This is a genomic window from Pseudomonas sp. N40(2020) (assembly GCF_014472415.1).
GTDB lineage: Bacteria > Pseudomonadota > Gammaproteobacteria > Pseudomonadales > Pseudomonadaceae > Aquipseudomonas.
Map to the genome: position 1 here is coordinate 1 of NZ_JACSZV010000003.1, position 17,882 is coordinate 17,882.

A 17,882-nucleotide genomic window follows, 5' to 3' on the forward strand; every position below is an offset into this window, starting at 1 on the left:
TATTGCTGCATCGCCCCAAAGATTTTGCAGAGGCCATCCGGATGGTGGACGAGTCGGTGCAGATCTATAACAACGAGCGGCCTCATCTGTCGCTGAAATACAAAACGCCCGATGCGGTGCATCGGGCGTTTTGAGGCTGAAACAGGTGTAAACCTATTTCAGGACTAGACAGTCTGTCTGTAAAAAATCCGGACACAAAAAAGCTGCCAATCAGGCAGCTTTTTTGAGAATCCGAAACCTTCAACCGGCCAGTCGACCAACAGGCTCGAAATCACTGCCGTTGGACAGAGCAACATCCAGAAAGCGGCTGCGCTTACCAGAGCGCTTGGCCAAAACTTCACGAGCTTCAGCCTGGAACCGGGCAGCCATCAGAGGCTTTGGTTCATGTTTGGACTTTTTCATGGAAACCTCTCGGGTCTCGAAATTTGACTGGATAGTATTACCGCTCAACCCCAATAACAAGCCGGCCCGTCGGATCAAAGCCAAACCCTAAACTCTCATACAACGGTATAGCAGCGGCTGCTGGTTCTTGAACTTCAATTTCCGTACAACCTATCAAGATCGCGTAGTTTTCAATCGCGGTTAATGCCAAAGCGGCCACGGCACCTCGCAACGGATGAGATCTGTCCCGCTTGCCCTCCAGAATCACAATCTTGATGCACAGCTTGCTCTTGCGAGGCGACGCATAACATAACCCACATAATTCTTGGTCGAACCAAAGCGAGACGTCAAAACCACGAGTGTCTGCTTGCTTCCATTGATGCACATCGTGCCACGGGTACAAGGTAGCCTCATCTCCCCAAAGATCGGCCGCTTCGATGGCAACGGGAGTAATGGGCTCGTATTGAATTCGAGTTGTATCAATACCTCTGGTTATGAGGTTCTGGTTCCCGCGCGACAGATCTTCCGCTGCCTTGCGCGCTTCAGATCGCCAGATCTGGTAGCGATACCCGTTCCCTCGACTCTTGGACATGGACAACCACTGGCAATTTTCAAGGTCGAGAGAGTAGCGGCGCTTGAAAGCTTTTGAACATCAACAGAAATACCCTGACATTGATTATCTGGTCCGAGCAATCCGCGGCCCGCCAGCCTCAGCCACTTACGCCATCGCTCATCGGCAGGACGGGGTGAGATTGAGTCACGCCGTAGCGAGATTTGCGGATGATAAAAAGGGGACGTTAAGTCCCCTTTCTTGAAGATTTCATCCCCACTGACAACCCGTCTCTGGGGAGGCCTCGATGCTGAAGTCTTCATCGAACGAATACTGTTTGCCGGATTTGTAATTCGTGTAGCGCATCGAGTTCACCCGAGCGCCTTGCGTCGCAATGACATACTGCCCCGTCACCGCACCGTCTGAAACTTCCACCCAAGTCGTTGTGAATTCGTAGGGCCCGTCCTCCGTCATGACGTATTCTTCGGTTCGTTGATAAACCAGAGCAATGGCCTTCTTCGACTTGCTGTACCTGACACTTGCGCCGCTCCATTTGGCGGCCACGTCGTAATAGGTCCTGAATTCAAAATTGATGTTTTTGCCTTCCAGCGAGTGGAAACATCTTACCTGCGTAGAAACCTCACTGTGGGCTGTGAGCGGAATTAGCAGTAGAAGTGCAGAAGTAAACGCAGACGAAGATTTCAAACCGATCATTCCTCTAGCGATTCATGGGTAACTGAAAGCGCATCCGCACGGAGCAATAAGCAACGTCTTCACGCAACAAACGATCAGTCATCTCGCAGTGCCCATCCGCGTATTTCTTCCAAAGCGGATCATCGAACTCATCCCCTCCCAGCCGCTCAATTGAGGCCGCTAAATTTCTCTCACGATCCTTTCCGGCAATCGCAGATGCCGCTTTGTAAAAACCATCCAGCGGTAGGCCCGTCTGTAGAGCAATCAACTCCCCCAATCGAGCATTGGTCGTTTGCACCAGGCACCCGAGCCTGTCGATTGGGGCTTCGGCACCGGGCAAAGTGGATTGATAGAGTTCCTCACAAAACGACTCTTTGAAGCGCACCCATTTCTTTTGCACGTCTTTTAGATTTTTCTGCTCCGCAGGAGCCAAACTGGCCAATGCTTTCTTGTATTGCTCATTCAACACGGCGTCGACTTTCTCGTAGGTTTGCTGGCCGCAAATGATCAAGTCGGGATTGGTAAAGCTGTCTGGATTGCAGGTTTCTTGAGCATGCGCAGTGATCAAAAAGGCAGCGAGACAAGTACCTAGACCCCATTTAATGAGCGCTTTGAGCCTGATCATGATCTAGGCACTCCAACGCTACGCTCACCTACCCTAGACGGAATCTTCAAGGTGTTTCGTGCCTCAGACATTCGTGAGGCGTATTGCTTGTAAGCCGCCTCTGCCCGATCTTTATCGTTCACGGCCCAATAGCTATCAGCGAGATTCAGGTAGCCGTAGCAACTCCCGTCACTGGCGCTCGCGGGCATTGCGAAAGGCATAAGCAGAAGCGCGCTGGGCACAGGCTGAATGAAAAAACGGTTCATCCCATCATCCTTAATCAAAGGGGCGACGATTCCGCGTCTGTCACGCTCAGCAGCCGAAACTCGTTGTCCACAAACTCGTAGTAGCGATCCCGGTTGACGCTTTCCAGCGAATTCCCCTGGGCATCTTCTTCGCCGTCGAGGGTGATGCCGGTGATGAAGATCAAGCGGCTGTCGGGTTGGTAGGCCATGGCGAATGTGCTGCCGTCGTAAGCATTCGGCAAGCCGCCGACCACTTCACCGGTGCGGGCATCGAGCACTTCGGCGCAGATGGCACCGCCGCCGCAACCGAGCTGGTGCAGGATGTAATGGCCGGCGAAGTTGACCTTGCCTTTCAAGGCTTTTGATCGCGCACTGTCCATCACCGGGTTGCTGTTTTCCTGTGGCACCAGTGCGTGGTGGGTGCCGGTGAAAACTGGCGTGACGGGGTAATCTTTGAAGGCGGGGTCGGCGGCGAATGCCATGGATGTGGCCGCCAATATTAAGCTGCCGAGAAGAGCCGGAAATCCTTTCATGTAGTAACTCCTTAATGGAAGACCTAAAACCGACGGTTCCCGGCTCATCCCTTGTTACCCGGATTGACCAGACTCAACTCACCATCGCGGTACAACACCTCACACCCCACCCACGCCGGATCAACCTGCGGCATCACCGCCGACGGTTTGCGCAACTCACGCAGCAAAGTCGAGCCGTGAGACAACCGCCCACCCATCCGCGCAATCACCGCCCGCGCGGCTTGATAGTGCGCATGCCGCCCCGGATCGAGCGTGTCCTCCAGCAAAATGTCCTCCCCGAGAACACCCCGCACCTGCCCCGGATAAATCATGAACCCAGTGGCCTGCTCCGAGCCTTCACGACCGTCCTGCCAGAAGCTTCCGTCACGGGTGCGCGCGTCGGGATGCGGCGCGAACCAGTGCTCGCGGTCCGCCAGTGGCATAGCGTGGTGCAGGCGGAAGAAGATGCGCATCAGGTTGTCGCGATACCACTCGCGCACTTGCAGGTAGTAACCGCGCAGGCCCGGCAGACCGGTCGCGTTTGCGAGGCAGATCAGCCCCGACCATTGCGGGAAGGCCTGGAGTGGCAGCTCGCTCGCCGCCGTTCTAGGGGTGGCCGGATCGGTCTCCCACGGCAATCGATGCGGGCTGTTTTCGAGGTTGTCGTAAGCGGTCGGCGGACGCCCCAGCCAATCGCCGCCACTGCTGGCCAGCGCCGTGGCGATGCACAGGTTGCCTTGCACCACGAACACATAAAACCGGGTGAACCAGTCCGCCAGTTGTTGGCCGTCGGCACCTTGGGCGACGAGTTCAGCCAGCTCTTGATCGAAGCGCTGCAAGCCGCTTTCAAGGTTCAGCAAATGGCCGCGAGCCTTGCGTTGCATACGCAAAAACAGCGGCAACGAGCGCAGCATCTTCAGCGGTTGCCACGGCAGATGCGGGGTCGCGCCGCCGACTTCACCGGCGTAGTTGCTGGCGCTGATGCCCCAGTCGGCCAACCGGGCGAGGAACAGGTCGTTGTTGATGTAGGACGCGCCGCCGAACACGGCGGTGAACGGCTCGTTGTCCTGCAACACTCGCGCATCCCACCGCGCCATGATCGCCGGAATACTTGCCGCTGCCCGGCGCTGGGCGTACTCCACAAAAACGCTCGGTTGCGGCGGCAGGATCTCGGCGATGTTCGCGGCGGTGAGGTGCCGGCGCCAGCCGTAATCGCTGATCGGTCGGTATTGCAGCAGCCACAGTTGCGCGCCGTCCCAGGCCCATTCGACGTCGCCGGGCACGTAGTGGAACACCCGCAACACGTCTTGCAGAAATTGCCATAGCCGCTCTTCGGTCAAGCCGTGGGATGGCGTGAGCGCGCCGCTGCGCCAGGCCTCGCCAACCCGCGAAAGCGTTGCCCGCGAAGGGCTGACGTGACCGTCGGCCAACGACTCCAGGTGGCCTTCAACCCATTCCAGTTCTACCGACAGATGCCGCACAAACGCGATCCCGGAAACGACCGGCGTGATGAAGCGCTGCACCACCACTTCCTCAACGCCTTCGGCGGTCAATTCGGCAATGCGGTTTGGCACATTGGCGGACGGCTCGCGCAGATAGGTCGTGCTCAAACCGGCATTCGCCGAATCGGCCTGATCTTCGCCATAACTGGAGGAGCGCACCGCCCAGGTCACATCAGGTTGGGCAGCGAGAAATGCCGTCAGACGCGTGTCGTTGCAATAGTTGAGTGTCAGCGCTGCCGGCACCGGTTGCCGGGCCAGTTCGGCCAAACGCAAACGCCCGCCCTTGGTGTGCGCGACAAACCCGCGCTCGCCGGACTCCAGCCATTGCGCAAACTTCGCGGGCGCGTCGATCCACGGGTAATGACCCCATCCCGGTTTAAGGCTGATGGTCAGATCAGCGCGAGCGAGAATCGCCGACCATGCCGCCGCTTGCTCGATGCCCAGCACGTTGTCCTGATCGCCCCAAACCAGCTCGACCGGATCGGTGATCCACTCCAGCAGCGGCAGCGCGGTGTCGGCCCGCACCAGATCCCAATGCGGCACAAACGCCCGGCAGCGCGCATATCCGGCGCCCATGCGCTGGTACTGCGCGCGTGTCCAGGTCTGGTTGGAGAACTTGCGCGCGAACAGCGTAGGTTTGTTCGACAGCAGCCAATGGATGGTCTTGCGGATCGGCAGCGGCGACATCAGTGCCGGCAAGCGACGCTGCCACAAAAACGCTCCGACCGGCGCAAGCAAAACACTGCGAGAAAAGTGTCCCGGCCGCCGTTGCAACGCGTGCAGCACCAGCAACGCGTTAACCCCGACCGCCATGATCGCGCTGCCCTGCTTCGTCATCGCCAGCAAGGTCTGCGCGTAGTCCGCGAGATGCTCGCAGGGCGGCTGGGGATTGGCACCGAAGCCCGGCAATTCCAGCGGCACCACGTCGTAGCGCTGAAAGTGCGGCAACGCGTCGTCCCACCAATCAGCGGCGCTGCCGTTGCCGGCCAGCAGGTACATCAACGGCTTGCTCATGGACGATCCTCAGGTCAGATCGCGCAGAGCGGCGTCGAGGGTGGGATAGCGGAATGTGTAACCGGCCTCAGTCAAACGCTGCGGTACAACGCGCTGACCGTCGAAGAACAACTGCGCCATCTCCCCTGCCAATGCACGCACTGGCGCGGCGGGAATGTGGAACCACACCGGGCGCTTGAGAACCTTGCCGGCCTGCTCGGCGAACGCGGCTTGACTGACCGTTTCGGGCGCCACCATGTTGTAGGTGCCGCGCAGACTGTCGTCGTTGAAGGCCCGGGCGATCACCTGAAGCACATCGTCGCGATGCACCCAGCTCATGATCTGCTGACCGTCGCCCATACGCGCGCCGAAGCCCAGGCGGAACGGCATCAGCAGCGGCAACAACGCACCGCCCGGGCCGAACACCACGCCGAGGCGCAACACCACCTGACGCACGCCAAACTCGGTGGCCGGTTGCGCGGCGGCTTCCCAGCGCGCGCAGAGTTCGGCCATGAAGCCGTCGCCCTTGCTGGCGCGTTCGTCGCGGTTTTCGCTGGCGTCGCGCACGCCGTAGAAGCCGATGGCCGAGGCCTGAATCCACAGCGCTGGTTTGTGCTTGGTGTTCTTCAACCAGGTAATCAGTGCTTCGGTTGTGCCGACTCGGCTGGCGAGCAGTTGCGTCTGACGCTTGGGGCTCCAGCGCGGCCCGGCGACGGGGGCGCCTGCGAGATTGATCACTACGTCGAAGGTTTCATCGTGGCTGAGTTCGCTCAGTGACTGCACGCAGCGAACGCGACCGTCGAACAGATTGGCTGCTTTCAATGGATCACGTGCCAGCACACTCACGGTGTGGCCGGCGTCGAGTAATTGGTTGACCACGGCTTCGCCGATAAACCCGGTGCCGCCGGTTATTAGCACGCGTTTGTAGGCGCCGCCGGCAAAGGGGTTGGACTTGTTCAGAGATTTTTCTGGAGGGGATTTCCGACGGTCATAGCGATACAGCCAGATCAGCGGCGGCAACAGCAACAACAGGGCAAAACCGTCGAGCCACAGGTGCGACCAGACCTGTTGTTGCGCTGACAGCCACATGTCCTGCGGTGCCCATAACAGGATGCCGGCGATCAACCAGCCCCACACACTCGACGCTTTCGAACGATTGCCGATGTGCACCAGCGCAAGCATGTACAGCGAATAACTTTGCAGCGTCGCGCCGAACAGCGCGAGCCACCAGACCTGTTGTTCGTGGCCGGCGGCGGGTACTGCGTTGGTGCCCCAGAATGCCAGTTCGAGAACTTGAAGATAGCCGTCGAGTAACCCGGAATGCCCGGCCCAGGTCAGGGTGAGACCGGCGAGTATGTGCACGATCGCGGCGGCGTATAGCCAGAGCACTAGCGCTGGGCGAAGCGAGGTCGAGGGGGCTGGCATTCCGTGTCCTGAGCGCATTCCTTGGGGGTGGGGAGTTTAAAGGAAAAGCTTGGGGTTTCGGGGGTTGTCAGTAGCAGTAGCTGGGTTTGATTGGCGTGGTGGAGTTTTTCTTCAAGTGTTCCAAACCGAAACTCGCGCCTTCGCTACCCTTCGCGAGAGCCAGTTGATAACAGGCCATGGCTCGGGATGGATCTTTGGTACCCCATTCGCCGCTCGCGAAGGTAGATCCCAACTTGCTGATCGCGGTGGCATTGCCCATTTTCACGGCGCCCATCAGTGCTTGCTCTGCAAGCGCAGGATTTTTGCAGGGACCGTCAAAAGTTAGCTCGTTGCCGTCGCAGTAAAACTCGGAAAGCCCCATCGCACCGTTCGGCAAAGTGGTGGCCGCTGCTTTGAATAGTGACTCCAAAGTATTCGTCGGCACCTGCGGCGCCATGCCAGAGAGACTCAGAATGGCTGCTTTATAACTGGCGAGTGGGTCTCCGGAGTGCGCTGCACATAACAAGTTTTCTAGCGTGGCCTCAAACAACTCAACGGTGCGAGGCTGGTCTTCCGGCGCACCCAATGCTTCGAACGCCTCGGCACGCTGGAAACAGAAACTTTCTTTCTTGCTCATCGTCGGCGTGCTCGCCGCTACCAGATCTTTTTCCCGAATCGACCAGTCTTCAACACCCTCGAGCACCCAACACGCCTGCCGGGAAAAGTTGAAGGCTTTGACGTTGCTCCAACCGGCGCGTCGATCCACAACAGTGGAATGGCTGTCGTCGTATTCCCAAATCACAACACCCGGGGTTTTGCGAGATTCGATAGGCGCCATCAACGGATAGGCCAACCCAGCCCCCTTCTCGCCCGTGGTCACCGGTTCGAAACGACCCGGTTCGGCCTTTGGCTTTAATACCAGCGATTTGACGGTAAACGCAGTGAGCCGGCGCTGTGCTTCGATATCGGCAGAAAACACTGCCAGGAACGGTAAGAAATCCTCGGATGGACAAGCGTCGCTGGCATTGCCTTTATCGGATAGATGCGCGGACTGTTCCGGCGCAATCTTGTCCAGATACGCCGAACGCTCGCGACTCATTCTGGCGATGCACGAGTTGACGGCGAACACATGCGCCGGCATCCCCGTCTCGATCTCGAACGCCTCCAAAGGGCAGTTCGCATCGCGCAATTTCAACCACGCACGTTGCGACTCTTTAACCTTCGCCGCGTACTCCGCGCCCAACCCCGGATCTGCTCGATAGTCAGACTCAAGCCGCGTCATCAACTGCTTGTAACTGACATTCAACTGCGCATCGGCAGCCTTCTTCGCCGCCTCCGAGCAGGGCACCATTTCCAGACTTGAGGTGACCTGGCTGCAGTCATCCTGCGCATAGGCCGCTGAAACCGGCAGCAGCACGGCCAGCAGGGTAAAAACAAAACGGTTCACTGTGTTCATCCTTGAGTCATTCAGGTTTTGCGTTTGGTGAATCGGGTGATGCATTGATCTGGTCCGTTCATGCCCCAGTAAGTGCTGAGCAACGTCTTACGTTTTTTGTCGACGCGCAGGTTAACGAAGCCATCGCCGCAGTCCGGCTGCAACTCTTCGAACATTCCGGTTCTGGTTTGGTAAACGAACACCCGGTAGTAATCGTAAGTACCCATGCCGTCATCCAGCTGCCAGATCGCGAAATCCTGGGTGCCGTCGAAATTGAAATCGTCGAACTGCATGTGGAGTTCGTTTTCGGCTTCAAAATCGATTGTTCGCGACTCGCTGTGCGTTTCGCTTTTAACCGCGATGTTCAGCTTGGAGCCTTCGAGAACCAGCGTCGCTTCGGCGCCTTTGGTTGGGCTGAACGTGGTGGTTTCGGCTAACGCCGGGATCGTCCACATTAGGCCAAGCAGTGATACCGCTAGAGTTTTGAATTGCATGTGCTCGCTTTACTCCCACTTGCATCCGGACTCCAGGGAGGAGTCGATGCTGGTATTGAATCCGAAGCTGTACACCTTGCTGTTGGACTGCTTTGTGTAAGACATCGAGACGATCTGTGAGCCTTGAGTCATCAACTCATAGCTACCCGTGACCTTGCCGTTGACGACTTCAGACCAGGTTCTGGTGTGCTGCCAAGGGGCGTCCGGGTCGAGAATTTCGTTCTCGGAATCCGTTAGAACAATGGAAATGGGCTCATTGGATTTGGCGTATTTCACAAAGCCACCAGACCATTTGCTGGCTTCGTCGTAATAAGTGCGGAGTTCGAACTTTACCGGGCTGGTTTCGGAGAGTTCGAAGCAGAGTGATTCGCTGGTGACTGCGCTGTGGGCCATCAGCGGGAAGAGGCAGCAGAGCAACAGAAGTATTTTTTTCATGTTCATTTCCTTATGAGAGTCGGGTTCACTGCTCTTTAACTCCCGGCTTTCTCCAGCAAAAAATCTGTCATCGGTAGGCGTCGGTTACTTGGATAAGCCGTTGTTGTCAGACCAATCCTAACTGTGTCGCAACCACTTAAACAGAAGTCACGATCTTTCGATCTACTGCTAAACGGATGTCATGTTCGTCGGACATTTCCCGCAAGACGCCGAGCCCTCCATGAACTATCCGACCTTCCCATTCGCCGCTAACCTTGATTTGTCACCGCAAAAAACGGTGACACGGACGTGCAAGTCCGGGTAAAAGACGACGCGCAACGTCATTGGCCGCTGATCGGGCATATCCCTGCTCGCGTTATCGACTGTATGGCGGCTGTGCGCGGGAGATCCTTCTTTCGAGAGCGATCTGCCGGGTCCGTCTGCCCGGTCTTGCACACCTGCGCACAGCTGCCACCTTATTTGCGTGCAAGCGAACGGTGGTCGCTCCTTACCTACAGACGGAGATACACCCATGTTCAAGGTGACGCCCAACCCGCCAGAAAACGCTGGCACCCCCGCCGAACAATCCCTCGACACTGAACAGCTCGACAAAGAAGCCGCCGACCGCGCCTTCGCCCACTACTTCCCGCCTACCATCGACAAACCGTCCAAACGCCGCAAAGGCAGACTCTTCACCATCTCCACCGGCATTGATCCGGAAGCCCTCCTGGCCAACGCCTCCGAAGACATGCTTTCCATCAGCGCCATCGCCGCCAAACTAGCGGACGATGTCGAAGGCTCAAACCGCTCGGTGGCATTGGCACTGAGTCGAATTGCCGATGGCGCGCAGCTCATGGTGGAACGTGCGTTGGATCACTTAGAAGAATTGATCGCGGCAAGGCTGGAAGCGAAAACGTAAGCGGAACGAGGGGGACGGATTAAGTTAACAGCCCGTCCCCCTACCCCGCTGTATCTACTAATTTTTGCTCGGTGTCATAGCCTCAAATGAAGATCTAATATCAGATAACTTAGGATCACTTTTCAGGTTCGACCTAGGTACACATGCAGAAAACTTGACTGTTGCTTCTTTCACGCCTTTTAACCCATAGAAACAGTCGAACCACAGCCCCTTTTTTCTCACCGAGTATTTACTCTCAGCTGCAGCTCTGTCTTTTTCAGAGTCCCACAGCATAAAAGGGGACATTAATACTCTGACTGCGGCGGAGCCCGACGCTGACAAATGAGCAAGATCCACCTCTCCCGTGTCTGACCCTTGTTGCAAAGCTTCATCAGCAGCGTAGCTGTATTTATATTTACCATTACTATCAAAGCGGCCAGATGCAGCCAGGCTTTTCTCAAACGCCACAGGCTCAATTAAAAAAACATTCTCTTCTGTCAAAATATCTGGCTTTAAGCTTACGTTCGAGACCAGTTCTCCGTAGCAAATACCATCTTCAAGTTTTACATTCAATTTAAAGCCTGGGATATCTGGAATTGAAACTCCACACATAACCACCGGATGTGACTGAGCCACCGACAAAACTGCGGCTAAAGACAATCCCATGAGAGGAATTAATAATTTTTTCATTACAAAGACCTTTTATGAAAAGCACTCGACGGGGAAGACGCTAACTCAGAGCACAATAAACCTGGTCCCTTTTTGTTTCAGGGAAAAAAAGGGGACAGACCACGCTTTTCGGGTATCTACTAAAACCGTGGCCTGTCCCCATTTCACCCCCGCTTGTCGACTCCAGCTACTCTGACTCCCCTTCATACTTCTGAGTCTCAGAGTTAAATCGCCAAACATGCGCAGTAGTCAACGGCTCTCCGCCTTCGTATTTGATTCTGCCGTTTGATTCCCGCTTGCAAGAAAAAATTTTGATATCCTTAAAAACGCCTCCCTGCCCACCTCCCGACTCCTGCACTTCCACCTTCGCAAAATAGTCAGCGCCAATCAACTTTAAATATCCGTGACATTGAAGTAAAAAACTAAAAACCCGATCGCCGCTAGATCCGACACCCGTCGACGCCTCAAATATAAAGTCATCGATATTATCGTTATTCAGATCGCCTACAAAAACGATCCTTCCGTGATCAACTAACAGCTCCTTGCCGTCTTGTGTCGACAAAACCTTAACCTTACTTTCGCCAACCTTCCAATCAGAAATAAAGCTTATTGAATCTTTCTGAACATCGCATATCTCACCCTCAGAAGCCCAAGTTAAACCTGGAAGAATACCAATCAGAAAAAAACTTAGATATTTCATATCAAACATCCATAATAAAGGTGTTTCTGCCAGGCCTTACGGCACCTTGAGGAAGGTTAGTTCCGTACAAAATCGCATTTGTAAGCGCAACAAATAAATCCGTCCCCTTTACCGTCCCTTTACCTAGCGCTGACGTAAATAAGGCATATAAGAAGTGAGTGGCATGCCTCAGGGGCTTCCGTATCCAGTTGCTGATCACCATTAACGGGGCTTGTATAGCGTATTCGTTCGACTGCTAAATTGCTGCGGTGCTGAGCAGATTATCCAAGTCAGGCATTGAACAGATCTGCTCTATTTGCGCACCGCAAGATTGCTTTCACTTACCGGTCAGCTTGTCCATGCCAGGTTGCAGACGGAAGCTCTTCAGGATTTTGAAGACACCGGGGACAGACCACGTTTTTTGACAATTACTGAAAAGTGGTCTGTGCCCATTTAATTTATTAAACCTCTACTCCCCTGACCAATACCAAATTGTATCGCCCCATCGCGAATCATCTACATTCGGCATAATTTCGCCCTGCTTGAAGTATCGCCGAGAGTTAGCTTGCGCGGGAGTAAACCAATAACCTTGTTTACTACATGGTTGCCCCGAGTCAACACGACCAACTTGTGAGATGCTGGAGCCGGTATAGTTTCTAGCATACTCAACCAAGTCCTTCGGATAAACCATATGATCTATTTTGCTATCATCAATCCCATAAAGAAATGCAATAGCACCTGCTTCAAAGGCCCAGTAACCAACGTAGCTACCATCATCACCATCAATACTTAAATGCGAGTCGTGCCAACTCGCCTGGAGTTCACCAAAAGATTCATACCACTGACCGCAATATTCATTCAAAAGCTTAGATGCCTCGGTTTTGCTAGAGGTATAAATTGATCTGATCAGCTTCGTATATACTGGATGAAACCACTCATCTATATCAGCCCTACCTGCCAAGTTTTTACGTAGCAAATCTTCGTACAGCGTATCCTCACTATTAAAGCCTGCCGCATCTGTCAAACTTACAAACCTGGCCAATAGATCATTCCGATGCAACAGGATGCACAGGCTGGCCACCTGAACAAACTCCTCAAAATCTGCTGGAGAATCTTCAAGATCTAGTGGCGATATATTCGGCACCCCCTCATACTCAGCCAAGGCATTTTGATACACCTCAAAATTTCGCACGACTCTTTCAAGCGGTTCAAACAACTCTGAAATAGGTTCGCCAGCTGTATACCTGATGATAAAAGCACCGAGAGAATCCTGTTTAATCTCAAAGGCTTTCAAAGATGCTTCCTGGCCTGAAAAATCCTCTTCCAGATTGTGCGTACTCCAATACGATTCCGAAGAATCATAAAAGCCCACAAGGTTTTTATAATACGCCTCTGTAATAAACGGCTGCCTTCTATTCATTTTTATTTAAACCTCAAGCCGCAAAAGCAAAAAGGGGACAGCAAAAAGGGGACAGTTTTATTTAGGCTCAACGATAAAACCATCGGATAATTAAATCCGTCCCCTTTACCAGTCCCCTTTACCACCTGACTTAAATTGCCAATGTGGTGAAGTATGCGCTGGCTCATCTGGAAGATTAGATGGCGGTAAAGCAGAAAGTAAAACCGCTAGAGGATTCACGTGACGGATTCATCTAAAAATGAACCGCCCCGTCTTCTCTATTGCCGCGCACAACTTTTAATTTTTTTTGTCCTGCAAGCTAAAGTATTTTTTAATGCTCGCCGCATCTTTATAAGCACAGACCACTTTATTTCCCGTAACCAGATCTGCCCCCTCCATACAATTATCTAAAGCTGGGTCAGGCAAGTCGCCACTAAAATGAAGCAAGGATACACTTCCACCACCTCTCCTTATTGGGAGTTCCATAACCGAATAAGCAAAACCGTCAAATGCCGAGTTAGACAATTTTCTTTTCGTCAATACAAACATAGACTTTCCGGCTCTCGCAGGAGACTTCCACTCGTAGAAAAATACAGAAGCGATCTGATCCCCCTCAACCTTCCAAACATAGTTTAGAGAGGGTTTACCGGAGCTCAATGATGAGTAATATATCTCAGCATCGGCAACATGCTCTTCTTTAGCTACCGCCTTCAGACTATTTTTCAAAAAAAATACAGCGATCTTTTCTTCGCCTAAAGAAGCTACCACCGTAGGATGAAATTCACTTATTGTGGGTGCGGCATCCGCAAACACATTGGGCGCTACGAAGCCAAAAGCTACAAACGGAATAAAATGCCGCTTAAATAGAGTCAAATATTTTTTCAACGTGATATATCCTTTTGAAATGAGCCCTACGCTTATCATAACTATCGGTGCCTAGGTTAATAATAGCGGTTATTGCATTGACATTGGCCTCTGCATCGCCCTTATCTGCCTCCACAAACAAATTATTCTTTAGCCAGAAATAAACCCCCGACCGGACGGAGTATTTGAATTTAGTGTGTAAAATATCTGGTTCGCCAACAAAGTCGACCTCTTCCCCCCAAAAATTCTTATGATAATCTTTAAAAGCTTTGTAGTTTGCTTTCCCCGTCAAATGTTTAAGCCCTCTCCCCCTATATTTCCAGCCCTCACCAGAGGCGATACTATCGTTTCCTAGTCTTCCGCCATATGCTCGGTTGGCAATTGCCACTTGATTAGAGTGTGAAACGTATTTTGTAGTGCCTGGATACCCATAAAGCGTTGCTTCACTTGGATTATCCCTAAAGTACCCGAAAGTACCCTTAAGCCCCTCGACGCCATATGTAAAGTCCTCCACCACCGCGCACTTCGAACCTATTTCCTGCCTTACCTGAGCAAAAAAATGACTCAGCCTTAATGGCGTATCAAGCTTATATCTCTCACAGTTTTCATTTAATTGAGATGCAACTTCTTCCAACAACACGTCCTGCTCTGTAGAGTTCTTAATCCCCTCAAATACCTTTTTCAGCATCTCAACCGTGATTTTTATTTTCCCACGAGCACCAATTTTATTACTAATAAACGCCACTGGATGAAAATGCCAAACAACTCCATCACCCAACCCATTGGATTGCAAAGCGGAATCTTCCCAAAACACCAGACTATCTATGCGCTCTTTCTCGTGCTTCAGCGCGGACGGCGAATCTTCAAGCAGTGTATCTAACCGAGACCACTTAGCAGAATCCGACTTAGCTTTCCATTCTGTAGGATGATACGCAATTAGTTTGGACCAATGATCTCTGAACTCTATATTTCTAAGCGCGATGGGAAAGTCTTCAGGAGTGACCTTGTTATCTCCATTGCCGAATTTATCCAAGTCTTTGTATAACAATTGAAAAAATTCCGGCATATCATTTGGATCTAAAAATCCATCGGCATTTGAATTCGACTCTTTTACTACTCGAAAACCTAATTTATCCCAATCGTGTTGACTGAGAATTTTAGCGCCTTCCTTTTTGAGCAATCCTGTTTTGCTTTCTGCGTTATCGACAATGGTTACTTCGTACCACTCTTCAGCATCCTTAAACGGAATAGCCTTTCCGAGTTCCACGAAACTTTCATTTGAGATCGTGACCACTTCTGTTAGCGGAGGCTTACTTTTTAAAGCCGTATTTGCAGGCAGGTGCAGATATTGTTTCCCCTGCTTAACAGCAGCTTTATTTTTTAGAAAATCCTCAATCTTCGGATCAGCCGAAAAAATCTCTACATGAACTTGAAAATTTCTCGAAACTCCGCCCTCCGGGCCTGCCAGCGTCTCATTTAAACCAAGGAAACCGATTGTATCACCGGCTTTAATAGCCGCATCCATCGACACAACTTTATCAAATTCCGCCGGAACCAATCCTTGCACTTGAACATAAGGCTTTTCAACACAAGCCCAAAAAGTAGCGGGCACGGGAGTAGAATGACTTTTCAAACCGGTTGCAGCACCGATAGTACTTAGTACGAAGGAACATTCCGCCATTTTGTAAAGCTTAGAGCCAATCTTCAGGCTAAAAACTTTCCCACTATCAAATTCTATTACGCTATTTGTACAAAGTACTAAGTCTTCATTTTGCCCAAGGCTATTTACTTGTCTAATTGCAGCCCCGGCTAAGGCGCCGTGACTTTGCGGCGAAGGGGCTGCCCGCAAGGTCAGCCCCGTACCGGAAACTATAGCTCTGACTTTGCCCTTCCAATAATCTGGCTTTTTTCGCTCTGGTGCAGTTATTGCTTTCCAGCTCGCACTTCCATCACCTCTTGGGTAAGCAATGCCGTTTTGTTTGTAGGCGAACCAAAAATCTTGCCCTGGTGTACGCCCTCCAACACTACCCTTAATAAGTTTACCTTTTGCATGAACATGATCAGGGTGTTCTTCCAGTATTTCTATTTCAGTTCCTGCGGAGATTGAACCATATTCGACGCAGCCGACTGCACCGTTAATATCGCTACGCGCCTTAAACCCGCTGGCCACCATTTTTATTTTCGGAGTGCCCGGCTGCTCGGGATCATCCGCGTATCGCTTGTAAGGTAACAAATGCATATACAGACTATAAAATGTAAGCTCATTGCTAGCATTGGGAGTTACCTCCTTATTTGGAGGTGATTTATAGTCATGCCTTACAAGGCAAAATGAATTTGAGTACTTTAATGTTTCTGTAGTACTTGAAGTTTCAAATGCAGTCGCTAGGTAATCCTCATTCAGGCGGTAGGCGACGACGACACCGTCGCCAATACAGCGAATAGGCTCATCTCGCATACACTGCGGAGCAGTTTTATGGGAAATATGAATACCACCATGCCAAAAGCCGTGATTCCCTAATAAGAAATTTCCTGAACTTTCGCTCTCCAAGGCTTTAAAAACTTCCTCCGAATCTTTGAACTGTGTCCCATCAGCCTTTCGAAACGGATATTGAAAATTCATCAAAGACGCGGGAGCTGTTGGTGCGGCTGCAGGGGCGGGGGCCGGCGCAGCCGCAGGTGCTGGTTGCGCCCCTCTAAATTGAGCTTTCGGCCGCAGCACCTTCTCTGGCATTGGCCAATAACCGCTGTCCGGGCCATAAAGGGCTGTTTTCGGACCTGCAGATTGGGAACCAAAAAATTTTCCTGGCGTCAACGTAGTACTGAGACTCTCAATAACCCCAGTATGCCCGTGAAAATTAATCCAAAGTGCAATATCACCCGGCTGGGCGCTCGCGACCGGAATCTCATCGAAATGCTCCCGATCAGTATTAAGCATCGATGTTGTGCGGTAAGGAATTGTATATCCGGCGTCCTTCATGATTCGGTAAACAAGACCCGAACAGTCGATTTCCTTCTTGCCGTTGTTATTTACATCCGTTTCGCCCTTGTGCGGACCGTACTCGTAGCCGCTGCGATATGGATTCAGATGCTCAAGTAGCCCAGTACTCATCGGAAGCTTCCTGCTTTAATACATTGAATTGAATGATTCGTGACGACGCCTTCGGTCGCCAAGCGTTCAACAGAGGGCTTGCTGGACTCAGGCTCTTTTTTTTGAGCTTCTTGATAACACGCCAATGCTCGTGGTCGATCCGATGGGACGACGGTGCCCGTTTCGTACACTTCACCCAGTCGAAGAAGTGCTTTGGTTGAGCCACGCTGCGCAGAACTTTCCAGCGTAGCTATTGATTTTTCTGGGTTGATACACGGACGTTCATAGTCGTAATCACCCTCATCGCAATAGAACCTTGAGAGCGCCAAGCCTGCATCTGGAATGCTTGTTGATGCCTGAATAAAAAGATCCAGGATCTTAGAATTCTCCAAGCGCGGCGCTTGCCCGGAAAGACTGATCCCGGCAGCAGAAACTGCAGCCTGGGCCGAACCTTTCCGGGCACCATCTAAATAGCTATCCAATGCTGCGGCGTATAAATAGATACCTGATTCGGGAGACGCCTTGTTGACCAACCTGTCGAATATGACGCCTTTTTTGAGTTCCAGCTCACCGGGCGTTAGTTTCTCAGACTGAGTGATCTCTTCCATCACCGCATCGATTGCCCAGTCCTCCACTCGACTCAGAGCCCAGCAATCACTGTGTTTGAAGACGAAAATCTTCAAAAAATGGCCCGCCTCATCACGGACGACTACTCTGTTAGGCTCTTTGATTTCAATAGTGAGAACAGATTCGGCAGCATTTTCCGGAAGCAATACCTTCAACTCATCGGCGGCAATCACGCCTAAGCTCCGCTCGACAACCTTCGGTATTTTCCCATCAGCTGTTACGTGAACATATTTCACAGGAGACGCAATAAAGGCTTTCCGTATCTCTGGCCCAGATGAAAAGGCTTTGACGAATTCACCAAAATTGCTGCTTGGGCATTGGGCGGTGCTGGACGAAGAGGCAAAGGCACCCGAAGTCATCCCCCAGCATAACAATGCAATGGAAAGCCTCTTCATCTGCCTTACGTACTTGTTTGTTGTCATCACGAAACT

General features: G+C 52.3%; 18 protein-coding genes. 2 read left to right on the forward strand and 16 right to left on the reverse strand.

What is annotated here, in order from left to right; genetic code table 11:
- The coding region (locus IAI51_RS02825) for an integrase core domain-containing protein (RefSeq protein ID WP_187677109.1) at positions 1-134 on the forward strand (134 nt) is incomplete at its 5' end.
- A gap of 106 nt (positions 135-240) precedes the next feature.
- On the opposite strand, the gene IAI51_RS02830 is transcribed toward IAI51_RS02825, so the two are convergent.
- From IAI51_RS02830 to IAI51_RS02875, 10 genes are all read right to left on the reverse strand, one after another.
- Positions 241-402: a hypothetical protein gene (locus IAI51_RS02830; protein ID WP_187677110.1), complete on the reverse strand. Its 162-nt coding sequence runs from the start codon at positions 400-402 to the stop codon at positions 241-243.
- 37 nt (positions 403-439) lie between these two features.
- Positions 440-973: an N-acetyltransferase gene (locus tag IAI51_RS02835; RefSeq protein ID WP_187677111.1), complete on the reverse strand. Its 534-nt coding sequence runs from the start codon at positions 971-973 to the stop codon at positions 440-442.
- Positions 974-1,201: 228 nt separating this feature from the next.
- The gene (locus IAI51_RS02840) at positions 1,202-1,645 is read right to left on the reverse strand and encodes a hypothetical protein (protein WP_187677112.1); all 444 of its coding nucleotides are present in this window, start codon (positions 1,643-1,645) and stop codon (positions 1,202-1,204) included.
- Between the two features lie 4 nt (positions 1,646-1,649).
- Entirely contained in the window at positions 1,650-2,249 is a 600-nt protein-coding gene (locus IAI51_RS02845; RefSeq protein WP_187677113.1) for a lysozyme inhibitor LprI family protein, read from the reverse strand.
- Positions 2,250-2,508: 259 nt separating this feature from the next.
- On the reverse strand, positions 2,509-3,006 hold the full coding sequence (locus IAI51_RS02850) for a hypothetical protein (protein ID WP_187677114.1): 498 nt from the start codon (positions 3,004-3,006) through the stop codon (positions 2,509-2,511).
- A 44-nt stretch (positions 3,007-3,050) separates the two neighbouring features.
- Entirely contained in the window at positions 3,051-5,501 is a 2,451-nt protein-coding gene (locus tag IAI51_RS02855; RefSeq protein ID WP_187677115.1) for an alpha/beta fold hydrolase, read from the reverse strand.
- Between the two features lie 9 nt (positions 5,502-5,510).
- Positions 5,511-6,905: a TIGR01777 family oxidoreductase gene (locus IAI51_RS02860; protein ID WP_187677116.1), complete on the reverse strand. Its 1,395-nt coding sequence runs from the start codon at positions 6,903-6,905 to the stop codon at positions 5,511-5,513.
- Positions 6,906-6,972: 67 nt separating this feature from the next.
- Positions 6,973-8,331: a lysozyme inhibitor LprI family protein gene (locus tag IAI51_RS02865; protein WP_187677302.1), complete on the reverse strand. Its 1,359-nt coding sequence runs from the start codon at positions 8,329-8,331 to the stop codon at positions 6,973-6,975.
- A 20-nt stretch (positions 8,332-8,351) separates the two neighbouring features.
- A complete protein-coding gene (locus tag IAI51_RS02870; protein WP_187677117.1) occupies positions 8,352-8,813 on the reverse strand; it encodes an XAC2610-related protein in 462 nt (153 codons plus the stop codon).
- 9 nt (positions 8,814-8,822) lie between these two features.
- Complete coding sequence (locus tag IAI51_RS02875) at positions 8,823-9,248, reverse strand: hypothetical protein (RefSeq protein ID WP_187677118.1); 426 nt, start codon at positions 9,246-9,248, stop codon at positions 8,823-8,825.
- A 511-nt stretch (positions 9,249-9,759) separates the two neighbouring features.
- On the opposite strand from IAI51_RS02875, the gene IAI51_RS02880 reads away from it, so the two are divergent.
- On the forward strand, positions 9,760-10,146 hold the full coding sequence (locus IAI51_RS02880) for a DUF6124 family protein (protein WP_187677119.1): 387 nt from the start codon (positions 9,760-9,762) through the stop codon (positions 10,144-10,146).
- A gap of 57 nt (positions 10,147-10,203) precedes the next feature.
- On the opposite strand, the gene IAI51_RS02885 is transcribed toward IAI51_RS02880, so the two are convergent.
- From IAI51_RS02885 to IAI51_RS02910, 6 genes are all read right to left on the reverse strand, one after another.
- Positions 10,204-10,815: a hypothetical protein gene (locus tag IAI51_RS02885; protein WP_187677120.1), complete on the reverse strand. Its 612-nt coding sequence runs from the start codon at positions 10,813-10,815 to the stop codon at positions 10,204-10,206.
- Between the two features lie 166 nt (positions 10,816-10,981).
- Positions 10,982-11,494, reverse strand: coding sequence for a hypothetical protein (locus IAI51_RS02890; RefSeq protein WP_187677121.1), 513 nt, complete (start codon positions 11,492-11,494; stop codon positions 10,982-10,984).
- Between the two features lie 448 nt (positions 11,495-11,942).
- On the reverse strand, positions 11,943-12,893 hold the full coding sequence (locus tag IAI51_RS02895; RefSeq protein ID WP_187677122.1) for a PoNe immunity protein domain-containing protein: 951 nt from the start codon (positions 12,891-12,893) through the stop codon (positions 11,943-11,945).
- A gap of 276 nt (positions 12,894-13,169) precedes the next feature.
- Positions 13,170-13,757, reverse strand: a complete 588-nt coding sequence (locus tag IAI51_RS02900) for a hypothetical protein (protein ID WP_187677123.1) — start codon at positions 13,755-13,757, stop codon at positions 13,170-13,172.
- Positions 13,732-16,845: a hypothetical protein gene (locus IAI51_RS02905; protein WP_187677124.1), complete on the reverse strand. Its 3,114-nt coding sequence runs from the start codon at positions 16,843-16,845 to the stop codon at positions 13,732-13,734. Before IAI51_RS02905 ends, IAI51_RS02900 begins: the two co-directional genes overlap by 26 nt.
- On the reverse strand, positions 16,842-17,873 hold the full coding sequence (locus tag IAI51_RS02910) for a sel1 repeat family protein (protein ID WP_187677125.1): 1,032 nt from the start codon (positions 17,871-17,873) through the stop codon (positions 16,842-16,844). Before IAI51_RS02910 ends, IAI51_RS02905 begins: the two co-directional genes overlap by 4 nt.
- Positions 17,874-17,882 lie beyond the last annotated feature (9 nt).